Origin of the sequence: Azorhizobium sp. AG788, assembly GCF_943371865.1 — a bacterium.
Taxonomy (GTDB): Bacteria; Pseudomonadota; Alphaproteobacteria; order Rhizobiales; family Xanthobacteraceae; genus Azorhizobium.
In genome coordinates this window covers 1-22,458 of the sequence record NZ_CALRWL010000023.1, presented here as the reverse complement: position 1 = coordinate 22,458, position 22,458 = coordinate 1, and the positions used below count along the sequence as shown (strand labels likewise).

The following is a 22,458-nucleotide window of genomic DNA, read 5'->3' as shown; positions in this document are numbered from 1 at the left end:
GTGCCCCAACGCCCGGCGCGCCCGGCGCGCCCGCCGCCTCCGACCGCCTTGGCCGCCCACCGGCCGGCGCGGTCATTGACCGAGGCGTTCCAGGAAGCCGGCCAGATCCTCGGTGACATGATCGATATAGGCCGCCTCGCGGCCCTCGAACTCCCAGCTCTCGCGGGTGTCGATGCGCTCGCCCGGCGGAACCACCATGACGGTGGTCATGCCCAGGCGATGGGGCACCTCCAGATTGCGGGCCAGATCCTCGAACATGGCGGCACGGGGCGCCTCCACCCCGTGCGCCCGCAGGAAGCGCTCATAGGCTTCCTGGGTGGGCTTGGGATGGAATTCCGCCGCCACGATGTCGTGCACCGCCGCGAAATGGCTGTCGATGCCCAGCTTCTCCATGACGTTCAGCGCATGGCGCTCGGAGCCGTTGGTATAGATCAGCTTGGTGCCGGGCAGCCCCTCGATGGCCGCCGCCAGCCGCGGCGAGGGCTCCAGATTGGTCAGGTCCACGTCATGGACATGATCGAGGAAGGCATGGGCATCGATGCCATGCTCGATCATCAGTCCGCGCAGCGAGGTGCCGTAGCGCCGGTAATAGTCCTTCTGGGTGGCGAAGGCCTGCTCCGGCGTGATGTTCAGCAGGCCGGAAATATAGTCGCGCATGCGCGCGTCGATCTGGCCCCAGAGATCGTGCTGGGCCGGATAGAGGGTGTTGTCCAGGTCGAACACCCAGGTCTCCACCGCATCGAAGCCGCGCGGCGGATCGCGCGGGGCAGGCTCGGGAGCGGTGGCGGGGGAAGAGCCTGTGCGGGCAGGGTCTGAAATGGTCATGGGGGTCCGCGGGGTCGGAGGCCTCGGGATCGACCATGGTCCCGGGCAAGGACGATGCGCCGCCCGGAGGCGGCGCATCGGATCGGGTCAACGGGTGATCAGGGTACCAATGCCGTGGTCGGTGAGCAGTTCCAGCAGCACCGCATGCGGCACCTTGCCGTCCATGATCACCACCCCTTCTACGCCCGCCTCCAGGGCGTAGATGCAGGTTTCCACCTTCGGAATCATGCCCCCCGAGACGGTGCCGTCGGCGATCAGCTTGCGGCATTGCTCGATGGTCAGGGTGGGGATCAGCTGCTTGTCCTTGTCCAGCACGCCGGGCACGTCGGTGAGCAGCAGCAGGCGCTTGGCGCCCAGCGCGCCGGCAATGGCGCCGGCGAAGGTGTCGGCATTCACATTATAGGTGCCGCCATCCACCGCCGAGGCGACGGGGGCCAGCACCGGGATCAGTTCGCGGCCGAGGATCTGGTCGAGCACCATGGTGTCCACCTGGTCCGGCTCGCCCACGAAGCCGAGATCCACCACTTCCTCGATATGGCTCTGGGGATCGACGATGGTGCGGGTCGCCTTCTTGGCGCGCACCATGTTGCCGTCCTTGCCGCACAGGCCGATGGCCTTGCCGCCGGCCTCATTGATGAAGCCGACGATCTGCTTGTTGATGGAGCCGGCCAGCACCATCTCGACGATCTCGATGGTGGCCTTGTCGGTGATTCGCAGGCCGGCGGCGAACTCGGACTTGATGCCGAGCTTGGCCAGCATGGCGCCGATCTGCGGCCCGCCGCCATGGACCACCACCGGGTTCACGCCGGACTGCTCCAGGAGCACGATGTCCTGGGCGAAGGTGCGCGCGCCGTCTTCGCCGCCCATGGCGTGGCCGCCGTATTTCACCACGACGATGGCGTCGTCATACATCTGCATGTGAGGCAGGGCCTTGGCCAGCACCTCGGCCTGGAGTTGGGCTTCCGCCACCGGGGCGGGAATCGGCGCGCTCATGGCAGGGGCCTCTTAGGGCGGCGGACCGTGCTTTTCCCTGTGCGGACAAGGGCAAAGCGGCGCGCCGGCCTGGTCAAAGGGAGATGGTCCGAGGCCCCGCCCCACCGGCCGGTGGAGAGGTCTCGTCCATCGCGCGTCGTTCTACTCGATTTCTCTCCCGCGGGGAAAGGCCGAGCGCACGCGACGCACCGGCGTGCGCCCCGCGGCAAAGCTGCCGGGGTCGGCACCGTTCCGCACGGTCGCAGGCTGATGGCGGCGCAGGCCTTTTCGCAAATCCCGGCGGCGGGTCATGGAACCACCACAATGAAAGCCCTTTGCGAAGGGGCTGCCGGCGGCTATGGCCTGCCCGGCCCTCACGCTTCTAACGGACCTCCCCGGCCCATGTCGCCAAAAGTCCAGCTGCCGCCCCGCAGGGCACTCGACTTCTCCCGCCGCACGATCGCGTTGTTGTTCATCGCCTGTTTCGTGCTGGTGTCCATTCCCATCATCACCCATCCGATTCCGCCGCTGTCGGACTATGTGAACCATCTGGCGCGCATGAAAGTGATCGCCGCCCCAAGCGATCCCGACCTGTCGCGATTCTATTTCCTGGAATGGTCCATCCTGCCCAATCTGATGATGGATCTGGTGGTGCCGGTGCTGGACCGCTTCGCCGACATCTATGTGGCCGGCGAAATCTATACCCTGATGTGCTTCGCGCTCACCGCGTTCGGCACGCTGCTGCTGCACCGGGCGCTGTTCGGGGCCTGGTCGGTGATCCCGCTGCTGGCCTTCCCGCTGCTGTACAACAACATCTTCCTCATCGGGGTGATGAACTACATCTTCGGCATCGGCCTGTCCCTGTGCGGGCTGGCGGTGTGGATCCTGCTGCGGGACCGGGCCTGGCCGCTGCGCTTCATCGCCGCCCTGGTCGTGGTGCTGGCCCTGTTCTTCTGCCATCTGTTCGCCACCGGCGTTTATGCCGTCGGCATTTTGTCCTACGAGACCATGCGCCTGCTGCAGCCCCGGCCGGGCCAGAAGGCGCTGCTGCCGCGCATCACCGCCTTCGTGGCGGCGGGCCTGCCGTTCGCGGTGATCGGCCCCTTGATGCTCATGAGCCCCACATGGGGCCTCAAGGGCGAGAATTACTGGGAGCCGCGCGGCAAGATCGACGGGCTCGAGTTCGTCATCAACGTCTATTACGACTATGTGGCCTTCGCTTTGACCGCGGTGATCATCCTGGCCGCGGCCTGGGCGATCCGCCATCGGCTGCTGCGCACCCACCCCTGGCTGCTGTACGTGCTGGTGGTGAGCGGCATCATCTATCTGGCCATGCCGCGCACGGTGTTCGCCACCTACATGGCCGACCAGCGCCTGCCGGTGGCCATCGCCTTCATGGTGATCGCCTGCATCCAGGTGGATCTGCGCCACCGCATCGCCCAGCGCGGCTTCGCGGTGATGCTGGTGCTGCTGGTGGCGGTGCGGGTGGGCGAGGTGCAGGTGGTGTGGAACGAGCTGACCCAATGGACGGTGGCGTTCCAGGATTCCGTCGCCAAGATCAAGCGCGGCTCGAAGGTGCTGGTGGCCTATGCGGATCCGTGGGGCGGCAGCAAGTCGGTGGATCTGGGACTGGTGCATGCGGCGTGCCTGGCGATCATCGAGCGCTCGGCGCTGGTGACCACCGCCTTCACCGTGCCCGGCAAGCAGATCCTGCGGGTGCATCCGCCCTATAATGACTGGGTGGACACCGAGGACGGCACCCCGCCCAGCCGCGACCAGTTGATGGTCACCGAGGAGGAGCCCACCGTGGACGGCCCGCGCTACTGGGATCTGTGGCCGCAGCATTATGACTATGTCTACATGCTGTTCACCGAGCCCGGCGACCCCAACCCGGATTCCGACCGCCTCGAACTGGTCTATGCGGGCGACCGGTTCCAGCTCTACCGGGTGATCAAGCTGGCGCCGCCGGCCTGACGGGAAACATCGCCAGCGATCCAGATCGCCGCCATCGCCTCTAAGTTGTTGCGATGCGAAACTAAACGCAACCTTGACCCGTTAGCCGCTTACCGCCCACACTGCCCCCTGGTTGAAACTTTCAGGCGAAAGTTGTGGGGCATGGATATGCAAGCTGGAAATCCCGGGGCGTTGCTGGCGGGGGTGACCGTCGTGGACCTGTCCCGCGTCCTCGCGGGGCCGTTCGCCACCATGACGCTGGCCAATATGGGCGCCCGCGTCATCAAGGTGGAAATCCCCGGCACCGGAGATGATTCCCGCGCCTTCGGCCCGTTCGCCAACGGCAAGTCGCTCTATTTCTCGTCGATCAACTGCAACAAGGAGAGCATCGCCCTCAACCTGAAGGCCCCGGAAGACCGCAAGGTGTTCGAGGCGCTGCTCGCCAAGGCCGATGTGCTGATCGAGAACTACCGCCCCGGCACCATGGAGAAGCTGGGCTATGGCTGGGCCGACCTGCACGCCAAGTTCCCGCACCTGATCTATGGCGCCGCCTCCGGCTTCGGCGACAGCGGCCCCTATTCCAAGCGCGCCGCCTACGACATGGTGGTGCAGGGCATGGGCGGCATCATGAGCGTCACCGGCTTCCCGCATCAGCCGCCGGCCCGGGTGGGCATTTCCGTGGGCGACATCACCGCGGGCCTGTATCTCGCCATCGGCATCAATGGCGCGCTTTACCAGCGCGCCGCTACCGGAGTGGCCAGCAAGATCGACATCGCCATGCTGGATTGCCAGGTGGCGATCATGGAAGACAATGTCACCGTCTATGCCAAGACCGGGGAGATCCCCGGCCCCGAGGGCACGCGGCATCCCTCCATCGCCCCGTTCCAGGCGTTCCCGGCCGCCAATGGCCAGGTGATCATCGCCGCCGGCAACGACCATCTGTTCAGCCTGATGGCCAACGCGCTGGAGCGTCCCGATCTGCTCACCGACCCGCGCTTTGCCTCCAACGAACTGCGCCACGAGAATATCGACGCGCTGGAAGCGGAGATGGACAAGACCCTCACCACCAAGCCGGTGGAAGCCTGGCTCGATGCGCTGAATGCGGCCGGCGTGCCCTGCGCGCCCATCAACGACATTCCGCACATGATGGCCGATCCGCAGGTGGCGGCGCGCAACATGGTGCGCACGGTGCAGGACCCGGTGGCCGGCGAACTGAAGGTGGCCGGAAATCCGGTGAAGGTGGTGGGCGCGACCGAGCCCGCCACCCACAAGCCGCCGCCGGAACTGGATGCCAACCGCGCCGCCATCCTGGCCGAATTCACGGGAGCAGTGGCATGACCGACACCCCGGTCTCCCCCGCCCCCGCACCGGCGGCCAAGCCGGCGCCCGCCGGGCCGCTGGTCTCCGCCGCCCTCGACGGGCCGGTGGGCATCCTCACCCTCAACAATGGCGCCAAGCGCAATGCGCTCAGCGAGGAATTGCTGGATACCTTCATCAGCGCGCTGGAGGGCCTGCAGGGCCACAATGTGCGGGCGATCATCGTGCGCGCCGCCCCCGGCATGGGGGTGTGGTCCGCCGGCCATGACATCCGCGAACTGAAGCACGGCGCCGGCGATCCGCTCGGCTATGCGGATCCGCTGGAGCGGGCGCTGCGGGCCATCCGCGCCTGCCCGGCGCCGGTGATCGCCATGATCCACGGCACGGTGTGGGGCGGCGCCCTGGATCTGGTGCTGTCCTGCGACATGGTGGTGGCGGACGAAACCTCCAGCTTCGCCATCACCCCGGCCAATCTCGGCCTGCCCTACAACACCACCGGGCTGCTGCATTTCCTCGGCCGGCTGCCGCTGAATTTGATCAAGGAAATGTTCTTCACCGCCACCCCGGTGAAGGCGGAAGATGCCGCCCGCTGGGGCATCATCAACCATCTGGTGCCCTCCGCCGAGCTGGAGACCTACACCATGGGCATCGCCCAGGGCATCGCCACCAAGGCGCCGCTGGCGGTGGCGGTGGTGAAGGAGCAGTTGCGGGTGCTCACCGACTACCAGCCGGTGGCGGCGCAGGTGTTCGAACGCCTGCAGGAGATGCGCCGGGCGGTCTATGCCAGCCATGATTTCCAGGAGGGCATCGATTCCTTCCTGGAAAAGCGCAAGCCGGTGTTCCGCGGCGACTGAGCGCGCCCGCTGGCCGTGCGTCCTAGGCGGTGCGCACGGTCACCAGGAATTGGTCCACCACACCGCGGAGCTGCTCCGACAGGCGCGACAGGCCGGAGGCCGCGGACAGCAATCGCGCGGCGGCGGCCCCGGTCTCACCGGCGGCGCGGGTCACGGCGGCGATGTTGGACGACACCACATCGGTGCCGTCCGCCGCCTGCTGCACGCTGCGGGCGATCTCCCGGGTGGCGGTGTCCTGCTGCTGCACCGCCGTGGCGATCTCGGTCGCGATGGTGCTGATGGACTGGATCACCGTGCTCACGCCGCCGATGGCCGCCACCGAATCCGCCGTGGACTGCTGGATATCGCTGATCTGCATGGCGATCTGCTTGGTGGCGCTGCCGGTCTGGTCGGCCAGGGATTTGACTTCCTGGGCCACCACCGCAAACCCGCGTCCGGCGTCGCCGGCCCGGGCCGCCTCGATGGTGGCATTGAGGGCCAGGAGATTGGTCTGGGCGGCGATGCGGTTGATGAGGTCCACCACATTGCCGATCTTCTGGGCGTTTTCCGCTAGCGCGCGCATCTTCGCGGCGGTGTCGCCGGCATCGCGCACCGCGCCGGAACTGATGGTGGCGGAGGCCATGACCTGCTGGCCGATATTGGCCACCGAGTTCGACATTTCGTCGGTGGCCGCCGCCACCATCCGCACATTGGATGAGGTATCCTGCGCCGCCCCGGCGACGACGTCGGACTGGCTCGCGGTCTGCGCCGCCAGGGCGGTCAGCACCTCGGCGGCGGCCTGAAGCTCGGTGGCGGCGGAAGCGACCGCATGGGAAATGCCGCCCACCGCCTGCTCGAATTCCACCGCCAGCCGATCCAGCGTCAGGCGCCGGTCCCGGTCGCCGGCATCGGCATAGACGGCGATGGCGAAGTCCATGTCCAGCATCGCCGCCTTGATGATGGCCTGTTGCAGTTGCACCCGCCGCTCCGGAGACAGGCGCCGCGCGGTCTTCTTGGTGGCGATCACCGCGATCAGGCTGGTCACCAGGGCATTGTAGCCGCCGATGTACCAGCGCGGCTTCAAGCCCAGCCGGTTGTGAACTTCGCCGATCCGCGTGACCGAGGCTTCATAATCAGCATCGAAGCGCCCATCCAAAATCAGAGACCAATGGCGAAGCTGCATCGCCTTGGCATGCATCATGTTTTCGCGATTTTTGAAAAACCGGGCCGCTTCCGGGAAGCGCGCGACGTGGTCGTAGAATTGATCGAGGATCGCGGGCAGCGCCTCCAGAATGAAAGACTTCGACTCCCGCAATAACAGAGAAGTCTCGTTATTTATCATGGAAAAATCAAGACGCTCAGACATCGATGTCTTCTCATTCTTCAAGACAATGATCTGAATAAATATTCATATTTCATTTCTTGCGGAGACGGTTGCAAAAGTGAGAAACCGCATCCCATCACCACAAAGTATAATGGTGCGACTGCGATACGATTCTGATTTTAGTGAAATGAAATCGAAGAGATGAGTCAAGAGACAATAATTGCTCCGCTCTTACTACTTTAAAATGCAAATGACTCTCATTTTTAGTTATTCTTTACATGACACCCCGCTACCGCACGCGGGGGGCGGAGCGTCCCTCCGCACCTGCGGTTCCACACCCGCGCGCGCCGTCCCGCCCCGCGCGACCACTTGCTTCAAGATTTTGATACCGAGCCCGGCTATGACACGGGGCGAAACCTCCCCGGCGTCCCCAGCGCCGGGCAAATCCCCCCAGCGGCAAGGAACGCCATGGAAACCGTCTTCACCCATGCGCGGATCGTGCTCGATGACCGGATCGTGGACGGCACCCTGGTGCTGCGCGACGGCCGCATCGCCGACATCTCCGAGGGCGCCTCCCAGCTCCCCGCCGCGATCGATTGCGACGGCGACTATCTCAGCCCCGGCCTGATCGACCTGCACACCGACGCGCTGGAAAACCACTTCGTGCCGCGCCCCAAGGTGATCTGGCCGGACGCCCGCGCCGCGGCGCTGGCCCATGACGGCCAGACGGTGGCCGCCGGCATCACCACCGTCTATGACGCCATCTGCGCCGGCGGGTTCGACCAGACCAAGTCCGCCCGCCGCGAGCTGTTCACGGTGATGCTGGACGCGGTGGAACAGACCGCCCCCTGGTTCCGCGCCGACCACCGCATTCATCTGCGCTGCGAACTCACCGACCCCGGCCTGCTGGAACTGGCCGAGCCGGAGCTGCGCCGCAAGAAGCTGGGCCTCGCCTCGCTCATGGACCACACCCCCGGCGCCCGCCAGTGGCGCAATGTGGACCAGTTGCGCACCTATCTCATGGGCATCGGCAAGACCCGCGCCGAGGTGGATGACGAACTGGCCACCCGCACCGCCCGCGGGCAGGCGGCGGTGGCGGCCAATTTCGAGGCGCTCGCCGGCCTGCTGCGCGAAGCCGGCGTCGCCCTGGCCAGCCATGACGACACCACCCCGGAGCATGTGGCCGACGCCAAGGCGGCGGGCTGCACCATCTCGGAATTTCCCACCACTGACGAAGCCGCCCGCGCCGCCCATGCCTCGGGCCTCACCACCATCGGCGGCGCGCCCAATGTGGTGCGCGGCGGCTCCCACTCCGGCGGCGTGGCCATGAAGGATCTGGTGGCCGCGGGCCTGCTGGATGCGCTGGCTTCGGACTATGTGCCCGCCAGCATGCTCCAGGCGGCGGCCAAGCTGTTCGCCGACGGACTGCCATTGCCCGAGGCCCTGGCCCTCGTCACCTCCCGCCCCGCCGCTCTGGCGGGCCTCGCCGATCGCGGCCGCCTCGCCCCCGGCCTGCGCGCCGACGTGCTGCGCTTCCGCCTGGTGGAAGGCACGCCGGTGGTGCGCGATGTGCGGGTGGCCGGCGCCAAGGTATTCTGACCGCACACCGGCCCGGCGACCGCCGGCCGCTTGAGGATTAAGGAGCGCCCCATGGCCGCGGACATCATCCGCCCCCTCACCCCGCCCGAGGTGGACCTGGCGGTGGACTGGGCCGCCCGCGAAGGCTGGAACCCCGGCCTCCATGACGCCGCCGCCTTCCTGGCCCAGGACCCGGACGGCTTCATGGGCCTGTTCCGCGACGGGGACCTCGCCGCCTGCATTTCGGTGGTCACCTACGGCCCGACCTTCGGCTTTCTGGGCTTCTACATCTGCCGCCCGGACCTGCGCGGCCAGGGGCTGGGATGGGCGCTCTGGCAAGCGGGGATGGCGCGGCTCGGCGCCCGCACCGTCGGCCTCGACGGGGTGGTCGACCAGCAGGCCAATTATGCCCGCTCGGGCTTCGTGCTGGCCCATCGCAACATCCGCTATGGCGGCATCGCCCGGCCCGTTTCCGGCACCCCGGTGCCGCTGCGCCCGGTGGATGCGGCGCTGCGGGCGCAGGTGGGCGCCTATGACCGCGCCTGCTTCCAGTTCGACCGCCCGGATTTCCTCGCCCTGTGGCTGAGCCCAACCCAGGGACTGGCCCTGGCCGCCCTGGATGCGGACACCGGGCAAGGGCGGATCACCGGCTATGGCGTCATCCGCCCGGCGCGGGCGGGCTGGAAGATCGGGCCTTTGTTCGCCGACAGGCCCGCCATCGCGAGCGCCCTGTTCGCCGGGCTTGCCGCCCATGCGGGCGGGGAGCCGCTGGTGATCGATGTGCCGGAGCCCCAGGGCGCCGCCCGCGCTTTGGCGGAAGCGGCGGGCCTGGCGCCGGTGTTCGAGACCGCGCGCATGTACAAGGGCCCCGCCCCGGCGCTGCCGCTGGAGCTTATCTTCGGCATCACCAGTTTCGAGCTGGGATGAGGCCGCCCGTGCCTATTGCGCCGCTGCGGTCTCGGCCGGGGCAGCCGGGACGCCATTGCCCTTGTCGGTCCATTCCGGCGGGGCCCCCACCGCGCCGCTGACCAGGCCGGCGACGCCGGGGGCGCGGCCGAAGGCCTCGCAGGCGGCATATTTTGGCGCGCCGCCGGCCATGGCCTGGAACCGCTCCGCCGGCGGTGGGCCGGACAGGGATTTGAACGGATTCTCGCCCGTAACCACCAGCTTGCTGAAATCATTGCCGAAGGCGCTCGCCAGTTCATAGGCATCGCCGGCGGTGGACACGCGCGCCGCGCCCGAGAGGAAATTGGCGCCCTGCCCCCACACCATGGCCGCCTCCGGCGTGCCGTCCTTGCCCCGCGCCTCCGCCTCCATGGACAGGCTGCCGAGCCCGATGGGCAGGCGCGGCGTGGGCACCGGCACCCCCGGCAACAGAAAGGATTTCGCCACGGACACCACCTTGGTGGTGGCCACCGCTTTTTCGTCCGTGGCCGTCATATGGGTGACCACCGCACGCACGGTGAGGTCGGCGGGCTGGGAAGCGGGCACCACTTCCAGCCGATCGCTCAGGCCGGCGCACAAGGTGCGGTCGATGGCATTGCCCACCAGCTTGCGCTGATCGTCGGAAATGGTCTCGGTGCGGGCCCCCTCCGCAAAGGTGGTGGGGATGATGCGCACGGTCCTGGCGGCCAGCACCTCGTCCTTGCGGATGCGGATCTTGGACTTGGCCAGCAGGCCGTCGGCCTGATCCAGATCCGAATAAGAGGAGAGGGAGCCGGCTTGTTCCAGCGGGGCGTTGGCGCAACCGGCCATGAGCAATGGCATGCCGAAAACCGCCAGGGTCCGGCCGAACCTGCGTGGTGCAATCATAAAACGGTCCCGCCGCCAGTAGAGCGTGCGTGCGCACGGCTTAGTCCAAGATTGCCCTTGGGCGGACAAGAGACGACAATTAGGGCTGAATTGGGTGGCAACCCCAGGCTGTGACGCCCGCGCCAGACCTGCGGCAGCGCAGGCGCAGGCGAACGTGGCGGGCGAACGTGGCGGGCGAACGTGCGGGAGAAGACGCGAGGGAAGACTGCGGCCACTAAAGCCTGTACGGTGCGGCGGGTTCAAGATTTGGCATTCGCCGCGGACCCAGATCGGACTGGCGCCACCGCCGATGTTGAACACGTTCGAAGACAATGCGGCCGGGCAGCGGTTGGGATTTGCCATCCTGAACACGCTCCCGGAGCCGTTCCTGGTGCTGGACAGCCAGTTTTCGGTTCTGACCGCCAGCCGCCATTTCTATGAAACCTTCAAGACCAATGCCACGAAGACCATCGGCGTGCCGTTATATGATCTGGCGGGCGGGCAGTTCGACCTGCCGCCCCTGCGCGCGGCGCTGGCCACCATCATTCCCCAGCACACCGCCATCGACGGGTTCGAGATCGCCTGCGACCTGCCCGAGGCGGGCCGCCGGGTGCTGCTGCTGAACGCCCGCTCGGTGCGCTATGAGGACGGGGCCAATACCAGCATCCTGCTGGCCTTCACCGACATCACCGCCCGGCGCGCCATTGAGCGCGACAAGGCGGCCCTGCTGGCGCGCACCGAAGAATTGCTGCGCCAGAAGCAGGTTCTGCTGCAGGAGATGGAGCACCGGGTCGCCAACAGCCTGCAGATCATCGCCTCCATCCTGCTGCTCAAGGCCCGCGGCGTGACCTCCGAGGAAACCCGCCTGCATCTGCGCGATGCCCATCAAAGGGTGATGTCGGTGGCGGCGGTACAGCGGCAGCTGCATGCCTCCGAGGGCATCGACCAGATCGAGGTCGGCACCTATCTGACCAATCTGTGCGCGAGTCTGGCCGCCTCCATGATCGGCGAGAGCCAGTCGATCAAGATCCAGGTGGTGGCGGACAAGGGCATGATCGAATCCGGCAAGGCGGTCAGCCTGGGATTGATCGTCACCGAGCTGTTGATCAACGCCATCAAATACGCCTTCCCGGCGGACAAGCCCGACGCTTTGATCCTGGTGACCTATGAGGTCCAGGACACCGCTTGGCGGCTGACCGTCTCCGACAATGGGGTCGGCACCGCCGACCTGCCCACCGGCCCGTCCGAAGGGGGCCTCGGCACCGCTTTGGTGAGCGCGCTGGCCAAGCAGCTGGAGGCGGAGACCGTCCACGCCAGCAGCCCCGCCGGCCTCAGCATTGCCCTCACCCACGCCACCTTCCGCTCGCACATGCCCAAGGCGAACTGACGCGCCGGAGGCACCGCATTCTCCGTCCATCGAGGATATGCCATGTCTGACACCGGTGCGTTTCCCCCCTTCCCCGCCACCTTCCAGGCCCGGCAGATCCCCACCAACGGCACATCCTTGCATGTGCGCGTGGGCGGCTCCGGCCCGGCGGTGGTGCTGCTGCACGGCTATGGCGAGACCGGCGACATGTGGGTGCCGCTCGCCGCCGAGCTTGCCGCCGACCACACGGTGATCGTGCCGGACCTGCGCGGCATGGGCCTCTCGCCCAAGCCGGTGGGCGGCTATGACAAGAAGACCCAAGGGGCGGACATCGCCGGCGTGCTGGATGCGCTCGGCATCGGCGCGGTGGATCTCATCACCCACGACATCGGCAACATGGTGGGCTATGCCTTCGCCGCCCAGTATCGCGACCGGGTGAAGACCTTCATCCCCATCGACGCGCCCTTGCCCGGCGTCGGCCCGTGGGAGGAGATCTTGAAGAACCCGCTGCTCTGGCATTTCCGCTTCGGCGGGCCGGACATGGAGCGGCTGGTCGAGGGCCGCGAGCGCATCTATCTCGACCGCTTCTGGAACGAATTTTCCGCCACCCCCGCCCGCTTCGGCGAAGCGGCCCGCGCGCACTATGCAGCGCTTTACGCGCTGCCGGGGGCGATGCACGCGGGCTTTGCCCAGTTCGCCGCCTTCGACCAGGACGCCCTCGACAACCAGACCTTCCTGACAGACGGCAAGCTGACCATGCCGGTGCTGGCGCTGGGCGGGGAAAAATCCTTCGGCCTGACCATGGCGGCGGTGATGAAATTCGCCGCCGAGGACGTCACCGGCGACGTGGTTCCCGATAGCGGCCACTGGATCATGGAAGAGAATCCGGCGGCGACGGTGGCGCTGGTGCGCGGGTTCCTGAACCGGCGCTGAGGCGCACCGTCCCGCCGCAGCGCGGACCTGCCCCTTGAGCCGCATCAAGGCCGCCGGGCCTGCCCTGTCCGCATAGTGCGCTCGCCCCATTTCGGGGCGGACGGACGCGCGCCATGGCCCCCCACATCAAGCAGAAGATTCTGGCGCTGCTGGAGCAGCACCGCATCATGACGCTCGCCACCCTGCGGCCCGACGGCTGGCCGCAGGCGACCACGGTCGGCTATGTGAGCCGCGATCTCACCTTGTATTTCCTGTGCGCCCTGGACAGCCAGAAGGCGGCGAACCTGGCCCATGACGACCGGGTGTCGCTGACCATCGACCACGACACCGCCGACCTGATGGCCATCGCCGGCCTCTCCATGGCCGCCCATGCGCACAAGGTCACCGACCGGGCCGAGGCCGAGGCGGTGCTGGCCCTGCTGCCGACGAAATATCCCGGCGACACCAAATTGCCGGTGCCCATGCCCGATCCCGACCAGGTGCACATCTTCCGCCTCACCCCGACGGTGATCTCGGTGCTGGACTACGCCCAGGGGTTCGGACACAGCGAATTGGTGGTGGTGTGAAGGGGGAGAGGGACTGACGGCGGCGACCGGGGCGCCGGGACGCCGGGTCTCGAAGCGGCGAGCAAGTCAAAGCGACGCGGCGCGATGGACCATGATCACGCCGGCTCCAGATCTCTACCCTTCCCAGGTCGCTGGCCGTTCCAGGTCTCTGGGCTTGAGCGGGCCCCTACATCGCCGTGCCGAACACCAGCGGGATAAAGGCGATGAGCGCGACGCACTGCGTGGCGTTCAAAGCCATGCCCCGCACGTGCAGTCGGCGCAGCCGTTGAGCCGCCCGCGCATCGCCGGCGTCGCGGGCGGAGAGTTCGGCATCGATATGCCGCAGGAACCACCGCCGCATCGCCACCGCCAAGCTCGCGATCACCGCGGGAATGAGAACGAAAAACGGACGGCCGGCGATCACGAAGGCGACAATGCTAACGACCGCGCCGATGCAGATAATTCGGAAGTGAAGGCTGAACAAGCCCCGCATCAGCCAAGTGACGGACGGGTCATCGAACTTCGCCAGCAGGAAGGTCGGCGAGGCGATGAGAAAATAGATCGTTGGAAGCAATACGGCAACGATACCAGCGACGGCATAAGCATCGGATGACATAGCATAGCCCTCGCCTGCCACATGCTCTAAATTACGCCCGAGCCTCGACAGCGACAATTGCACTTTGGTCGCACAAAAGCAATCGCGGCCCCATCGCGTCGGGCCGGCAGGAACTCCATAGTAAGCGATGGGTCAGATCCAGCAGAGATAGGACGCATGCAAAGCAGTTTCCGTGGGACGTCCCCGCAGAGGCCTGCGAACTGACGCCGCCGCTGTTCCGCCCACCGGGGAAATCTGTAGAAGCACAGTCAATACATTAGGCCTATGGTCTAGTTGCATGAGAGCAACAGGTTCAGCACCATGGAGATTGCGCGGCCCGCCTTTACGCCAGAAACAAGAAAAACCGGCCAGGGAGGATGAATATGAGCATATTCCATTTGCTTTGGCACAAACAACACAGCAACAAACCCAGCGACACGGCACCATCGCGCCCGCAGCCACCTCAAGGTGGGGATCGGCGCCATCCGCTCCGGGCTCTGTTCGCCCTGGTTGGCGGCGGTGCCTTGGCCGCCACGGGGCAACCCGTTGAAGCCAAGGAGTCCAGGGACCTGCCGCCCCCCAGGCGGGCGCTCACCGGCCGCGATGCCGCCGGAAAATCGGTGTTCCAGTCGTTCGATGTGACCTCGAGGGTGGTGGAGATCGACTCCAATCCGGGACTGACCTTCTATGAACTCTATCGGACCGAGGGGGTGCCGAACCTCACCGGCCTTGAACCCGATCCGATGCGCGAGGGCACGACGGCGTTTCCCGGTCCGGGCGGCACGCTGTTTCGGTTGATCTCGTATCCGCCCCGGCGACCGGAAGGCTGGAAGCCGCCGCCCGGCCCCACCTTTGACAGTGCCCTGAAGGAATTGTCGGAGAAGGTGCCCGGCATGGGCGATCATTTCGACCGTGCCGCGCCGGGCATGCACACGTCCGATACCATCGATTATGGGGTGGTGGTTCGGGGCGAGATGACGCTGGAACTGGACGACGGAGCGACCATTCATTTGCGCCAGGGCGACTGCATCGTCCAGAACGGCACCCGGCATCGCTGGCGCAACCCGCTGCCGGAACCCTGCCTCATGGCGTTCGTCTCGGTGGGCGGCACGCGCGGGTAAGAGGTGCGGGTCGGACTTGCGGGTCAGAGTTGGCCTTGTCCCAAGACCAGCGGCATTGACCAGCGGCAGTGCTGCCCGGCATCGCCGGAAAGCGGCGCGCGCCGGCCGTATCCGCGCCGCGGGAAGCGGCGCGAATACGCGTTGGAATGCTTAACCTCTCACTCCGCCGCCTGCGCCGGGGCCTGGGGCGGGGCCTTGAACCGCACCAGCAGCGCCGCTTCTTCCGCCTTGGCCGCCGCCAGATGGCGCTCCTTCACATGGCCATAGCCGCGGATCTTCTCCGGGATCGAGGCCAAAGCCACGGCGGTGGCGTGGCTGTCGCGGGTGAGGCCGGCCAGCAGGGTGTCCAGCAGCGCTTCATACTGCGTGATGAGCGCCCGCTCCGTACGACGCTCGTGCGAATAGCCGAACACATCGAACGCCGTGCCGCGCAGGCCCTTGAGCTGCGCCAGCAGGCCGAAGCCCTTCATCATCCACGGGCCGAAGCGCATCTTGCGCGCCTCGCCGGTAGCTGGATCCACCTTGGCGAACAGCGGCGGCGCGAGGTGGAACTCGAACTTGAGATCGCCTTCGAATGCCGCGTTCACCTGGGCCTGGAAGGCGCCGTCCGCAAACAGGCGGGCGACCTCATATTCATCCTTATAGGCCATGAGCTTGTAGAGGTTCTTGGCCACCGCCTCGGTGAGGCCGCTGCGGCCCGGCGCCTTGGCCGCTTCCGCCTGCTGCACCCGGGCCACCAGTTCGCCATAGCGCGCCCCATAGGCGGCGTTCTGATAGGCGGTGAGCGATGACACCCGGCGGGCGATGATCTCGTCCAGGCTTTCCGACAGGCGGCGGGCATCGCTGCCCGCCTGCTGCGGCCCCACCAGACCGGCCAGCGCGGCCGGATCGGCGGCGGCGCGCCGGCCCCATTGGAACGCCGACTGGTTCATGGCCACCGCTTCGCCATTCAATTCGATGGCCTTGAGGATGGCCTCCGCCGACAGCGGCAGGCCGCCCAGCTGATAGGCATAGCCCACCAGGAAGATGTTCTGCGGCAAAGATGAGCCGAACAAAGCGGTGGCGAGGCGCGTCGCCTCGATGAAGTGGGTGTTCTCCGCCCCCACCGAGGCGGAAATGGTGCGCTTCAGCCGCTCCGTGGGCAGCGAATAATCCGCATTGCGGGTGAAGTCGCCGGGCAGAACCTCGTGGGTATTCACCACCACCAGCGAGGCGCCGGGCTTCACCGCAGTGAGCACCTTCTTGGTGCCCGCCACCACCAGATCGCCGCCCAGCACCAGATCGGCGCCGCGCGCCGGCACCCGGATGGCGGTGATGTCTTCCGGCTTGTTGGCGAGGCGAATGTGGCTATAGACCGCGCCGCCCTTTTGGGCGAGGCCGGCCATGTCGATCATGCCGCAGGCCTTGCCTTCCAGATGCGCCGCCATGCCGAGGATGGCGCCGATGGTGACGATGCCGGTGCCGCCCACCCCGGTCACGATCACCCCATAGGTGCCGTGGATCTGCGGGTGCGCCGGCTCGGGCAGCGCCGCCAGCCCTTCCACCTTGCCGGCCACGCCCGCCGCCTTGCGCGGCTTGGCGCCGTGCACGGTGACAAAGGACGGGCAGAAGCCGTTGACGCAGGAAAAATCCTTGTTGCACGACGACTGGTCGATCTCCCGCTTGCGACCCCATTCGGTCTCCAGCGGCTGCACCGAGACGCAATTGGACTTCACGCCGCAATCGCCGCAGCCCTCGCACACCCGCTCATTGATGATCACCCGCATATCGGGATCGGGATAGAGGCCGCGCTTGCGGCGGCGGCGCTTCTCCGAGGCGCAGGTCTGGTCATAGATCAGCACCGTGACGCCGGGGATGGCCGCCAGTTCCCGCTGCACCGCGTCCAGTTCGTCGCGATGGTGGATGGTCATGCCTGCCGGCCAGGAAATGTCGGCGGCATATTTGTCCGGCTCGTCGGTCACCAGCACCAGGCGCTCCACGCCCTCGGCGGCCACCTGGCGGGCGATCACCGGCACTGTGAGGTCGCCTTCGTGATGCTGGCCCCCCGTCATGGCCACCGCATCGTTGAACAGGATCTTGTAGGTGACATTCACCTTGGCGGCGCAGGAGGCGCGCAGGGCCAGATAGCCGGAATGGTTATAGGTGCCGTCGCCCAGATTCTGGAACAGATGCGGGCGCTTGGAGAAATGGTGCTCGCCGATCCAGTTGGCGCCCTCCCCGCCCATCTGGGTGAAGCCGACGGTGTCGCGGTCCATCCACTGCACCATGTAATGGCAGCCGATGCCGGCGGAGCCGCGCATGCCCTCGGGCACCTTGGTGGAGGAATTATGCGGGCAGCCGGAGCAGAAATAGGGGATGCGGTTGGCCACATCCGCGGTGGCCGCCAGCATGCGCTGGGCCTCTTCCAGCTCCGCCACGCGGGCGGCGATGTCGGGAATGTCGCCATAGCGCAGCAGGCGCTTGCCCAATTGGATGGCGATGTCATTGGGGTCCAGCGCGCCCTTCACCGGGAACAGCCAGCGGCCCTCTTCATCCTTCTTGCCGATGCACACCGGCTGGTTGGCGGAGCCGTACAGCTCCTCGCGCACCTGCACCTCGATGAGCGAGCGCTTTTCCTCCACCACCATGATCAGGTCGAGGCCCTTGGCGAATTCATAAAGGCCCTGAGTCTCGATCGGCCACGGGCAGGCCAGTTTCCAGATCCGCAGGCCCAGATCATTGGCCCGCACCTCGTCGATGCCCAGTTCATCCAGGGCCAGGCGCACATCCAGATAGCTCTTGCCCACGGTGGCGATGCCGATGCGCGGGCGTTGGCCGCCGGAGGTGATGAATTTGTTGAGCCGATTGGCGCGCAGGAAGTGCAGCACCGCGTCGCGCTTATATTCCTGGAGCCGCTCCTCCTGCGCCACCGGCGTATCGATCAGGCGAATATTAAGCCCGCCCTCGGGCATCAGGAAATCGGCGGGGTGGGCGATGCGCACCCGATCCACCCGGCCATCGACGATGCCGGTGGATTCGATGGTGTCCTTCACCGCTTTGAGGCCGACCCAAGTGCCGGCAAAGCGCGACAATGCCCAGCCATAGAGGCCGTAATCGAGGATCTCCTGCACGCCGGCGGGATTGAGCACCGGGATCATCACGTCGACGAAATGGAATTCGCTCTGATGGGCGGTGGTGGAGCTTTCGCAGGTGTGGTCGTCGCCCATGAGCGCCAGCACGCCGCCGTGCGGCGAGGTGCCGGCATTGTTGGCATGGCGGAACACGTCGCCGGAGCGATCGACGCCCGGCCCCTTGCCGTACCAGAGGCCGAACACGCCGTCATATTTGCCTTCGCCGCGCAATTCCGCCTGCTGCGAACCCCACACGGCGGTCGCGGCTAGATCCTCATTGAGGCCGGGCTGGAACACCACGTCATTGGCGCGCAGCAATTTGTCCGCCTGGCCGAACTGGAGATCGAGCCCACCCAAGGGCGAACCGCGATAGCCTGAGACATAGCCGGCGGTATTGAGCCCGGCGCGGCGGTCGCGCTCCTTCTGCATCAAGGTCAGCCGGACCAAGGCCTGGGTGCCGGAGACGAACACGTTCTCCTGCGCCAGATCGTATTTGTCCTTGAGGGAGACCTGCTTCAGTGCCATGCGCGCCTCCGCATGCGACCCGACGGGGCGACGGCGAGGGCTCATCCCAAGCGGCCATCTGCCGCAGATCGCAGCCCCTTCAAGCTGACACGCCGCGCCGGCCCCGGCAATTTCGTTGTTTGGAGCGATTATGAAACGAAGTTGCCACAAAAGCGGGCCTGACGCATTTTGGCGCATCGCACCCGAAAAACGTGCGTTGCAGCATGGGGCGCGGGGCGGCGGCCCCTGGGGCGCGCCTGTGATTGCCTTTGCGTGACCGGGTCGGGAATGGATGGAATCGGATGGACAATTGGCGTTGACCGCCCTATCCATAAATGGATGGAAATGGATGGGACATCAGAACACCCACTCACACTCACGACCTTGCGCATCACCCCACAGGTGCTGTCGCTGATCGCGGAGATCGATGAGTTCAAGGGCGCCTGGCGCGCCATTGGCCGGGTTGCGCCGGAACGGCTGTCGCGCCTGCGACGGGTGGCCACCATTGAGAGCATCGGTTCGTCCACGCGCATTGAAGGCGCGCGCCTCAGCGACCGCGAGGTGGAGCAGTTGCTCTCCAATCTGAGCATCGCCACCTTCGCCTCCCGCGATGAAGAGGAAGTGGCGGGCTATGCGCAGGTCATGGAGACGATCTTCTCCGCGCCGGATGCCATCCCGCTGACGGAGAACCATATCCGCCAGCTTCATCGCGATCTGCTGGTCCATTCCCGCAAGGACGAGCGGCACCGCGGCGCCTACAAAGCCATCGACAACCATGTCGAAGCCTTCGATGCCGATGGCAAGAGCCTCGGAGTGGTGTTCCAGACGGCATCTCCCTTCGAGACGCCCCGCCGGATGGATGAGTTGATGGCCTGGATGCGGGCCCGGGAAGAGGATCGCAGCCTTCACCCGTTGCTGGTCATCGCCGTGTTCGTGGTGGTGTTCCTCGAGATCCACCCCTTCCAGGACGGCAACGGGCGCCTATCCCGCATCCTGACCACGCTGCTGCTGCTACGGGCGGGCTACGCTTATGTCCCGTTCAGCTCGCTGGAAAGCGTGATCGAGCAGAACAAGGAAGGCTATTACCTCGCCCTGCGGCGCACCCAGGGCAGCATTCGCACCGCCGCGCCCGACTGGAACCCATGGATCGAGTTCTTTCTGACCGCCCTGCACCGCCAGAAGCAGCGCCTGGAAGCCAAGATGGAGCGGGAGCAGGTGCTGCTGGGGACATTGCCAGAGCTATCGGTGGCCATCCTGGAACTGGTCCGCGACCATGGCCGCGTGACGGTGATGGAGGCCGCCCGCATCACCGGCGCCAGCCGCCACACCATCAAGGGACATCTGAAGGCCCTCACCGAACAGGGCCATCTGGTGCCCCATGGCGCAGGGCGCGGCGCATGGTACGGGTCGGCCTAGATCGCTTCAGCGTTTCATGGAAACACTGAAGCGATCTAGGTTTTTGTTTATACGCATTTTCTTCACGCGAACCGGTGTCCACTTGGCTCGAAAATGCTCTAACGAGCGCTCGGCGCGCCGGCGGCGATCATCCGCACGCTTGGGCCTCGTTCTGCGCCCGGCCCGAAACTCCGCCCCTACCCCGGCAGCAGCCGCTCGCTCACCGCATAACCGGTGAGCAGCGCCACACCGAACACGCACACCAGCACCGCCGCGCCCAGTTCCACCGCCAGCACCAGAGCCGTGCCCCGGCCGGAGGCGGCGGAGGCGAGGCGCACCGCGAGGCGCTTGCCGTAGACGGCCAGGGCCGCGATGCCGGTCACGGTCAGCGCCGTGCCGAGGCCCATGGCGATCACCGCGCCGATGCCGGACACGAACACCCCCTGCGACAGCGCGAAGGTCAGCACCAGGATCGCCCCCGAGCACGGCCGGGCGCCGGCGGAAACCACCGCCACGGTGGCCCGCTTCCAGCCGCCGCGACCGTCCAGCAGATGGGGATCGGGGGCGTGCTTGTCGCCGCAGCCGCAGTCGGGACCGTGCACATGGGCGGCGGGCTGGCCGCGCAGCACGGCGATCAGGCTGCGGGCCTTGGAGATGGCCAGCAGGGCGCCGAAGATGGCGATGCCGCCATAGGCCGCCACCTCGATCCAGGTCATGGCCTGGGCCATGGACACCGCGGTCGCCCCCAGCACCACCGCCAGCACGCCGACGAACAGGATCGCCGCCACCGCCTGCACCATGCCGGCGGCGAGCGCCAGCAGGGCGCCGCGCTTCAGCGTGCCGCCATCCGCCAGCAGATAAGAAGAGATCACCGCCTTGCCGTGGCCCGGCCCTGCGGCGTGGAACACCCCATAAGCAAACGACAACCCCGCCAGCAGGCCGAAGGCATGGCCATCGGCCTTGGCGGCGCGCACCGCCTGGATCAAGGCGCGGTAGAATTCGCTCTGCTTGGCGATCAGATAGCCGGTGATGCCGCCCGGCCCCGGAGCGCCGGCACCGAGGCCGAACGGGGAGGTCTTGGGCGCCGCCTGGCCGAAGGCCTGGGCCAGCGCCGGTGCGGCGGCGCTCAGCGCCAGTACCACGATGGCGAGCCCCAGACCCAAGAGCGCCACTGACATAAGGGAAGGCGCCGAAGCCACCTGGCGAACCCACCGGCCGACGCGCCGGAGATGGCGCTGGGCCGGGTGAGGCCTCACGGGCACTTCACCAGGATCTTGTCGGCATATTGGGCGCCGTAGGTGCTGGACGCGGTGAGGTTGGAGAAGAAGCTCTCACCCAATGTCATGGTCTGCGGCTGGTCCGGGGTCTCCACCCGGAACGAGCAGCCGGCGGGGGCGCCCTCGAGACTCACCGTGTCCTTCTCGGCGAACTCGAACGAGACGAAATAGGTGGGGTCGTAGATGTCGAAGGTCATGGAGCCCTTGGCCGCCACCGGCTTGGCCAACGGCAAGGTGAAGTGCAGGGTCAGCGCGTCCTTGTCGAAGGTCAGGGTGTAGTCCACCGGATCCTTGAACGCGATCTTGGCCACCGCGGTCTTGCCGCGCACGAAGTAGTCATATTCCTTCAGCGAGGTGACGTTCACTTCGGCGAGAGGCTTCAGCACGCTGTCGGGATAGGAGCCGTCCTTGTTGCGCTCCATGCCCTGGAGCGCGAACACCGAGAAGGCCTCGTCGAAGGTCCAGTCCTGCTTCAGGGCGATGAGCTTGCCGTCGGGGCTGTAGACCAATTGGGTGCGCATGCTCACCCACACATGGGGGTGCGCCAGCGCCGGCAGCGCCCCCAGGCAGCTGAACGCCGCCGCCAAACCCAACGCTGTTCGCAATCGCCGCATATGACCCCACTGTGTCGGCGCCACTGGTCGCCCCGGACTTCGGCGGAAGCATGGCGGTGGTGCACGGCGGCATCGTGACATGCCGCAAAGGCAGGATCCAGCGGGCCTGGATGGGGGCCTGTCCCACTCTGGCACACCGGCCCGGAGCGATCGGAACACAGCCGGATCAAACCGCGCCCGAATCGGCGGCGCCTTGGTCTTCCCGGTCTGTTCTCACCTGCGACCGTGCGGACCGACCTCCCCCGCGAGCCGTGCTCCCTCCCCCCTTGCGGGCAGGGGAATCGCATTTGGCAGTTGTCGATTTTGGCGAAACGGATTCGATTGGTGGGCGGCGTAGAGGAGGCGCCGCCGATGTCCTGTTTGATCTCGATCTTCGACGACATCCCCGATCCGCGTGCCGGTAAT

General features: G+C 66.6%; 18 protein-coding genes. 10 read left to right on the top strand and 8 right to left on the bottom strand.

The features are described 5' to 3' along the window. Positions 1–72: 72 nt before the first annotated feature. A complete protein-coding gene (locus AAG816_RS14620) occupies positions 73–825 on the bottom strand; it encodes a pyrimidine 5'-nucleotidase (protein WP_341990389.1) in 753 nt (250 codons plus the stop codon). Between the two features lie 87 nt (positions 826–912). Then, positions 913–1,818 (bottom strand): acetylglutamate kinase, encoded by a 906-nt coding sequence (gene argB, locus AAG816_RS14615; protein ID WP_341990388.1) that lies wholly within the window; start codon positions 1,816–1,818, stop codon positions 913–915. Positions 1,819–2,199: 381 nt separating this feature from the next. Here argB and AAG816_RS14610 point away from each other — a divergent pair, with 381 nt between their 5' ends. The 3 genes from AAG816_RS14610 (at position 2,200) to scpB (ending at position 5,921) form a co-directional block, all read left to right on the top strand. Further along, complete coding sequence (locus tag AAG816_RS14610) at positions 2,200–3,771, top strand: hypothetical protein (protein ID WP_341990387.1); 1,572 nt, start codon at positions 2,200–2,202, stop codon at positions 3,769–3,771. Between the two features lie 141 nt (positions 3,772–3,912). After that, entirely contained in the window at positions 3,913–5,088 is a 1,176-nt protein-coding gene (locus tag AAG816_RS14605; protein ID WP_341990386.1) for a CaiB/BaiF CoA-transferase family protein, read from the top strand. After that, on the top strand, positions 5,085–5,921 hold the full coding sequence (gene scpB / locus AAG816_RS14600) for a methylmalonyl-CoA decarboxylase (RefSeq protein WP_341990385.1): 837 nt from the start codon (positions 5,085–5,087) through the stop codon (positions 5,919–5,921). The genes AAG816_RS14605 and scpB overlap by 4 nt, the downstream gene beginning before the upstream one ends. A 22-nt stretch (positions 5,922–5,943) precedes the next feature. On the opposite strand, the gene AAG816_RS14595 is transcribed toward scpB, so the two are convergent. Next, complete coding sequence (locus AAG816_RS14595) at positions 5,944–7,266, bottom strand: globin-coupled sensor protein (protein WP_341990384.1); 1,323 nt, start codon at positions 7,264–7,266, stop codon at positions 5,944–5,946. Between the two features lie 426 nt (positions 7,267–7,692). Here AAG816_RS14595 and AAG816_RS14590 point away from each other — a divergent pair, with 426 nt between their 5' ends. Together AAG816_RS14590 and AAG816_RS14585 are read left to right on the top strand one after the other, a co-directional pair. Further along, positions 7,693–8,823 (top strand): alpha-D-ribose 1-methylphosphonate 5-triphosphate diphosphatase, encoded by a 1,131-nt coding sequence (locus AAG816_RS14590; protein WP_341990383.1) that lies wholly within the window; start codon positions 7,693–7,695, stop codon positions 8,821–8,823. A gap of 51 nt (positions 8,824–8,874) precedes the next feature. Continuing rightward, complete coding sequence (locus AAG816_RS14585) at positions 8,875–9,729, top strand: GNAT family N-acetyltransferase (RefSeq protein ID WP_341990382.1); 855 nt, start codon at positions 8,875–8,877, stop codon at positions 9,727–9,729. 12 nt (positions 9,730–9,741) lie between these two features. Here the strand turns inward: AAG816_RS14585 and AAG816_RS14580 are convergent, their stop codons facing one another. Further along, a complete protein-coding gene (locus AAG816_RS14580) occupies positions 9,742–10,569 on the bottom strand; it encodes a DUF3313 domain-containing protein (protein WP_341990381.1) in 828 nt (275 codons plus the stop codon). A gap of 334 nt (positions 10,570–10,903) precedes the next feature. On the opposite strand from AAG816_RS14580, the gene AAG816_RS14575 reads away from it, so the two are divergent. From AAG816_RS14575 to AAG816_RS14565, 3 genes are all read left to right on the top strand, one after another. Further along, positions 10,904–11,980, top strand: coding sequence for a histidine kinase dimerization/phosphoacceptor domain -containing protein (locus AAG816_RS14575; RefSeq protein WP_341990380.1), 1,077 nt, complete (start codon positions 10,904–10,906; stop codon positions 11,978–11,980). Positions 11,981–12,022: 42 nt separating this feature from the next. Next, the gene (locus tag AAG816_RS14570; RefSeq protein WP_341990379.1) at positions 12,023–12,892 is read left to right on the top strand and encodes an alpha/beta hydrolase; all 870 of its coding nucleotides are present in this window, start codon (positions 12,023–12,025) and stop codon (positions 12,890–12,892) included. A 113-nt stretch (positions 12,893–13,005) separates the two neighbouring features. Further along, on the top strand, positions 13,006–13,458 hold the full coding sequence (locus tag AAG816_RS14565) for a pyridoxamine 5'-phosphate oxidase family protein (protein WP_341990378.1): 453 nt from the start codon (positions 13,006–13,008) through the stop codon (positions 13,456–13,458). A gap of 166 nt (positions 13,459–13,624) precedes the next feature. Here AAG816_RS14565 and AAG816_RS14560 read toward each other — a convergent pair whose 3' ends face one another. Continuing rightward, the gene (locus AAG816_RS14560; protein WP_341990377.1) at positions 13,625–14,116 is read right to left on the bottom strand and encodes a hypothetical protein; all 492 of its coding nucleotides are present in this window, start codon (positions 14,114–14,116) and stop codon (positions 13,625–13,627) included. Positions 14,117–14,556: 440 nt separating this feature from the next. Between AAG816_RS14560 and AAG816_RS14555 the strand changes: the two genes are divergently transcribed. Continuing rightward, on the top strand, positions 14,557–15,153 hold the full coding sequence (locus AAG816_RS14555; RefSeq protein ID WP_341990376.1) for a cupin domain-containing protein: 597 nt from the start codon (positions 14,557–14,559) through the stop codon (positions 15,151–15,153). Positions 15,154–15,311: 158 nt separating this feature from the next. Here AAG816_RS14555 and AAG816_RS14550 read toward each other — a convergent pair whose 3' ends face one another. Beyond that, a complete protein-coding gene (locus tag AAG816_RS14550) occupies positions 15,312–18,788 on the bottom strand; it encodes an indolepyruvate ferredoxin oxidoreductase family protein (protein WP_341990375.1) in 3,477 nt (1,158 codons plus the stop codon). A 363-nt stretch (positions 18,789–19,151) separates the two neighbouring features. Here AAG816_RS14550 and AAG816_RS14545 point away from each other — a divergent pair, with 363 nt between their 5' ends. Beyond that, entirely contained in the window at positions 19,152–20,183 is a 1,032-nt protein-coding gene (locus tag AAG816_RS14545; RefSeq protein ID WP_341990374.1) for a DUF977 family protein, read from the top strand. A 176-nt stretch (positions 20,184–20,359) separates the two neighbouring features. Here AAG816_RS14545 and AAG816_RS14540 read toward each other — a convergent pair whose 3' ends face one another. Both AAG816_RS14540 and AAG816_RS14535 read right to left on the bottom strand, forming a co-directional pair. Then, on the bottom strand, positions 20,360–21,340 hold the full coding sequence (locus tag AAG816_RS14540; protein ID WP_341990373.1) for a nickel/cobalt transporter: 981 nt from the start codon (positions 21,338–21,340) through the stop codon (positions 20,360–20,362). Between the two features lie 74 nt (positions 21,341–21,414). Beyond that, positions 21,415–22,026, bottom strand: coding sequence for a DUF1007 family protein (locus AAG816_RS14535; protein WP_341990372.1), 612 nt, complete (start codon positions 22,024–22,026; stop codon positions 21,415–21,417). Between the last annotated feature and the right edge of the window lie 432 nt (positions 22,027–22,458).

Excerpts from the sequence above, each read along its gene's own strand:
- AAG816_RS14620 (WP_341990389.1), bottom strand. The coding sequence starts at position 825 with ATGACCATTTCAGACCCTGCCCGCACAGGCTCTTCCCCCGCCACCGCT.
- argB (WP_341990388.1), bottom strand. The coding sequence starts at position 1,818 with ATGAGCGCGCCGATTCCCGCCCCGGTGGCGGAAGCCCAACTCCAGGCC.
- AAG816_RS14610 (WP_341990387.1), top strand. The coding sequence starts at position 2,200 with ATGTCGCCAAAAGTCCAGCTGCCGCCCCGCAGGGCACTCGACTTCTCC.
- AAG816_RS14605 (WP_341990386.1), top strand. The coding sequence starts at position 3,913 with ATGGATATGCAAGCTGGAAATCCCGGGGCGTTGCTGGCGGGGGTGACC.
- scpB (WP_341990385.1), top strand. The coding sequence starts at position 5,085 with ATGACCGACACCCCGGTCTCCCCCGCCCCCGCACCGGCGGCCAAGCCG.
- AAG816_RS14595 (WP_341990384.1), bottom strand. The coding sequence starts at position 7,266 with ATGTCTGAGCGTCTTGATTTTTCCATGATAAATAACGAGACTTCTCTG.
- AAG816_RS14590 (WP_341990383.1), top strand. The coding sequence starts at position 7,693 with ATGGAAACCGTCTTCACCCATGCGCGGATCGTGCTCGATGACCGGATC.
- AAG816_RS14585 (WP_341990382.1), top strand. The coding sequence starts at position 8,875 with ATGGCCGCGGACATCATCCGCCCCCTCACCCCGCCCGAGGTGGACCTG.
- AAG816_RS14580 (WP_341990381.1), bottom strand. The coding sequence starts at position 10,569 with ATGCCATTGCTCATGGCCGGTTGCGCCAACGCCCCGCTGGAACAAGCC.
- AAG816_RS14575 (WP_341990380.1), top strand. The coding sequence starts at position 10,904 with ATGTTGAACACGTTCGAAGACAATGCGGCCGGGCAGCGGTTGGGATTT.
- AAG816_RS14570 (WP_341990379.1), top strand. The coding sequence starts at position 12,023 with ATGTCTGACACCGGTGCGTTTCCCCCCTTCCCCGCCACCTTCCAGGCC.
- AAG816_RS14565 (WP_341990378.1), top strand. The coding sequence starts at position 13,006 with ATGGCCCCCCACATCAAGCAGAAGATTCTGGCGCTGCTGGAGCAGCAC.
- AAG816_RS14550 (WP_341990375.1), bottom strand. The coding sequence starts at position 18,788 with ATGGCACTGAAGCAGGTCTCCCTCAAGGACAAATACGATCTGGCGCAG.
- AAG816_RS14540 (WP_341990373.1), bottom strand. The coding sequence starts at position 21,340 with ATGTCAGTGGCGCTCTTGGGTCTGGGGCTCGCCATCGTGGTACTGGCG.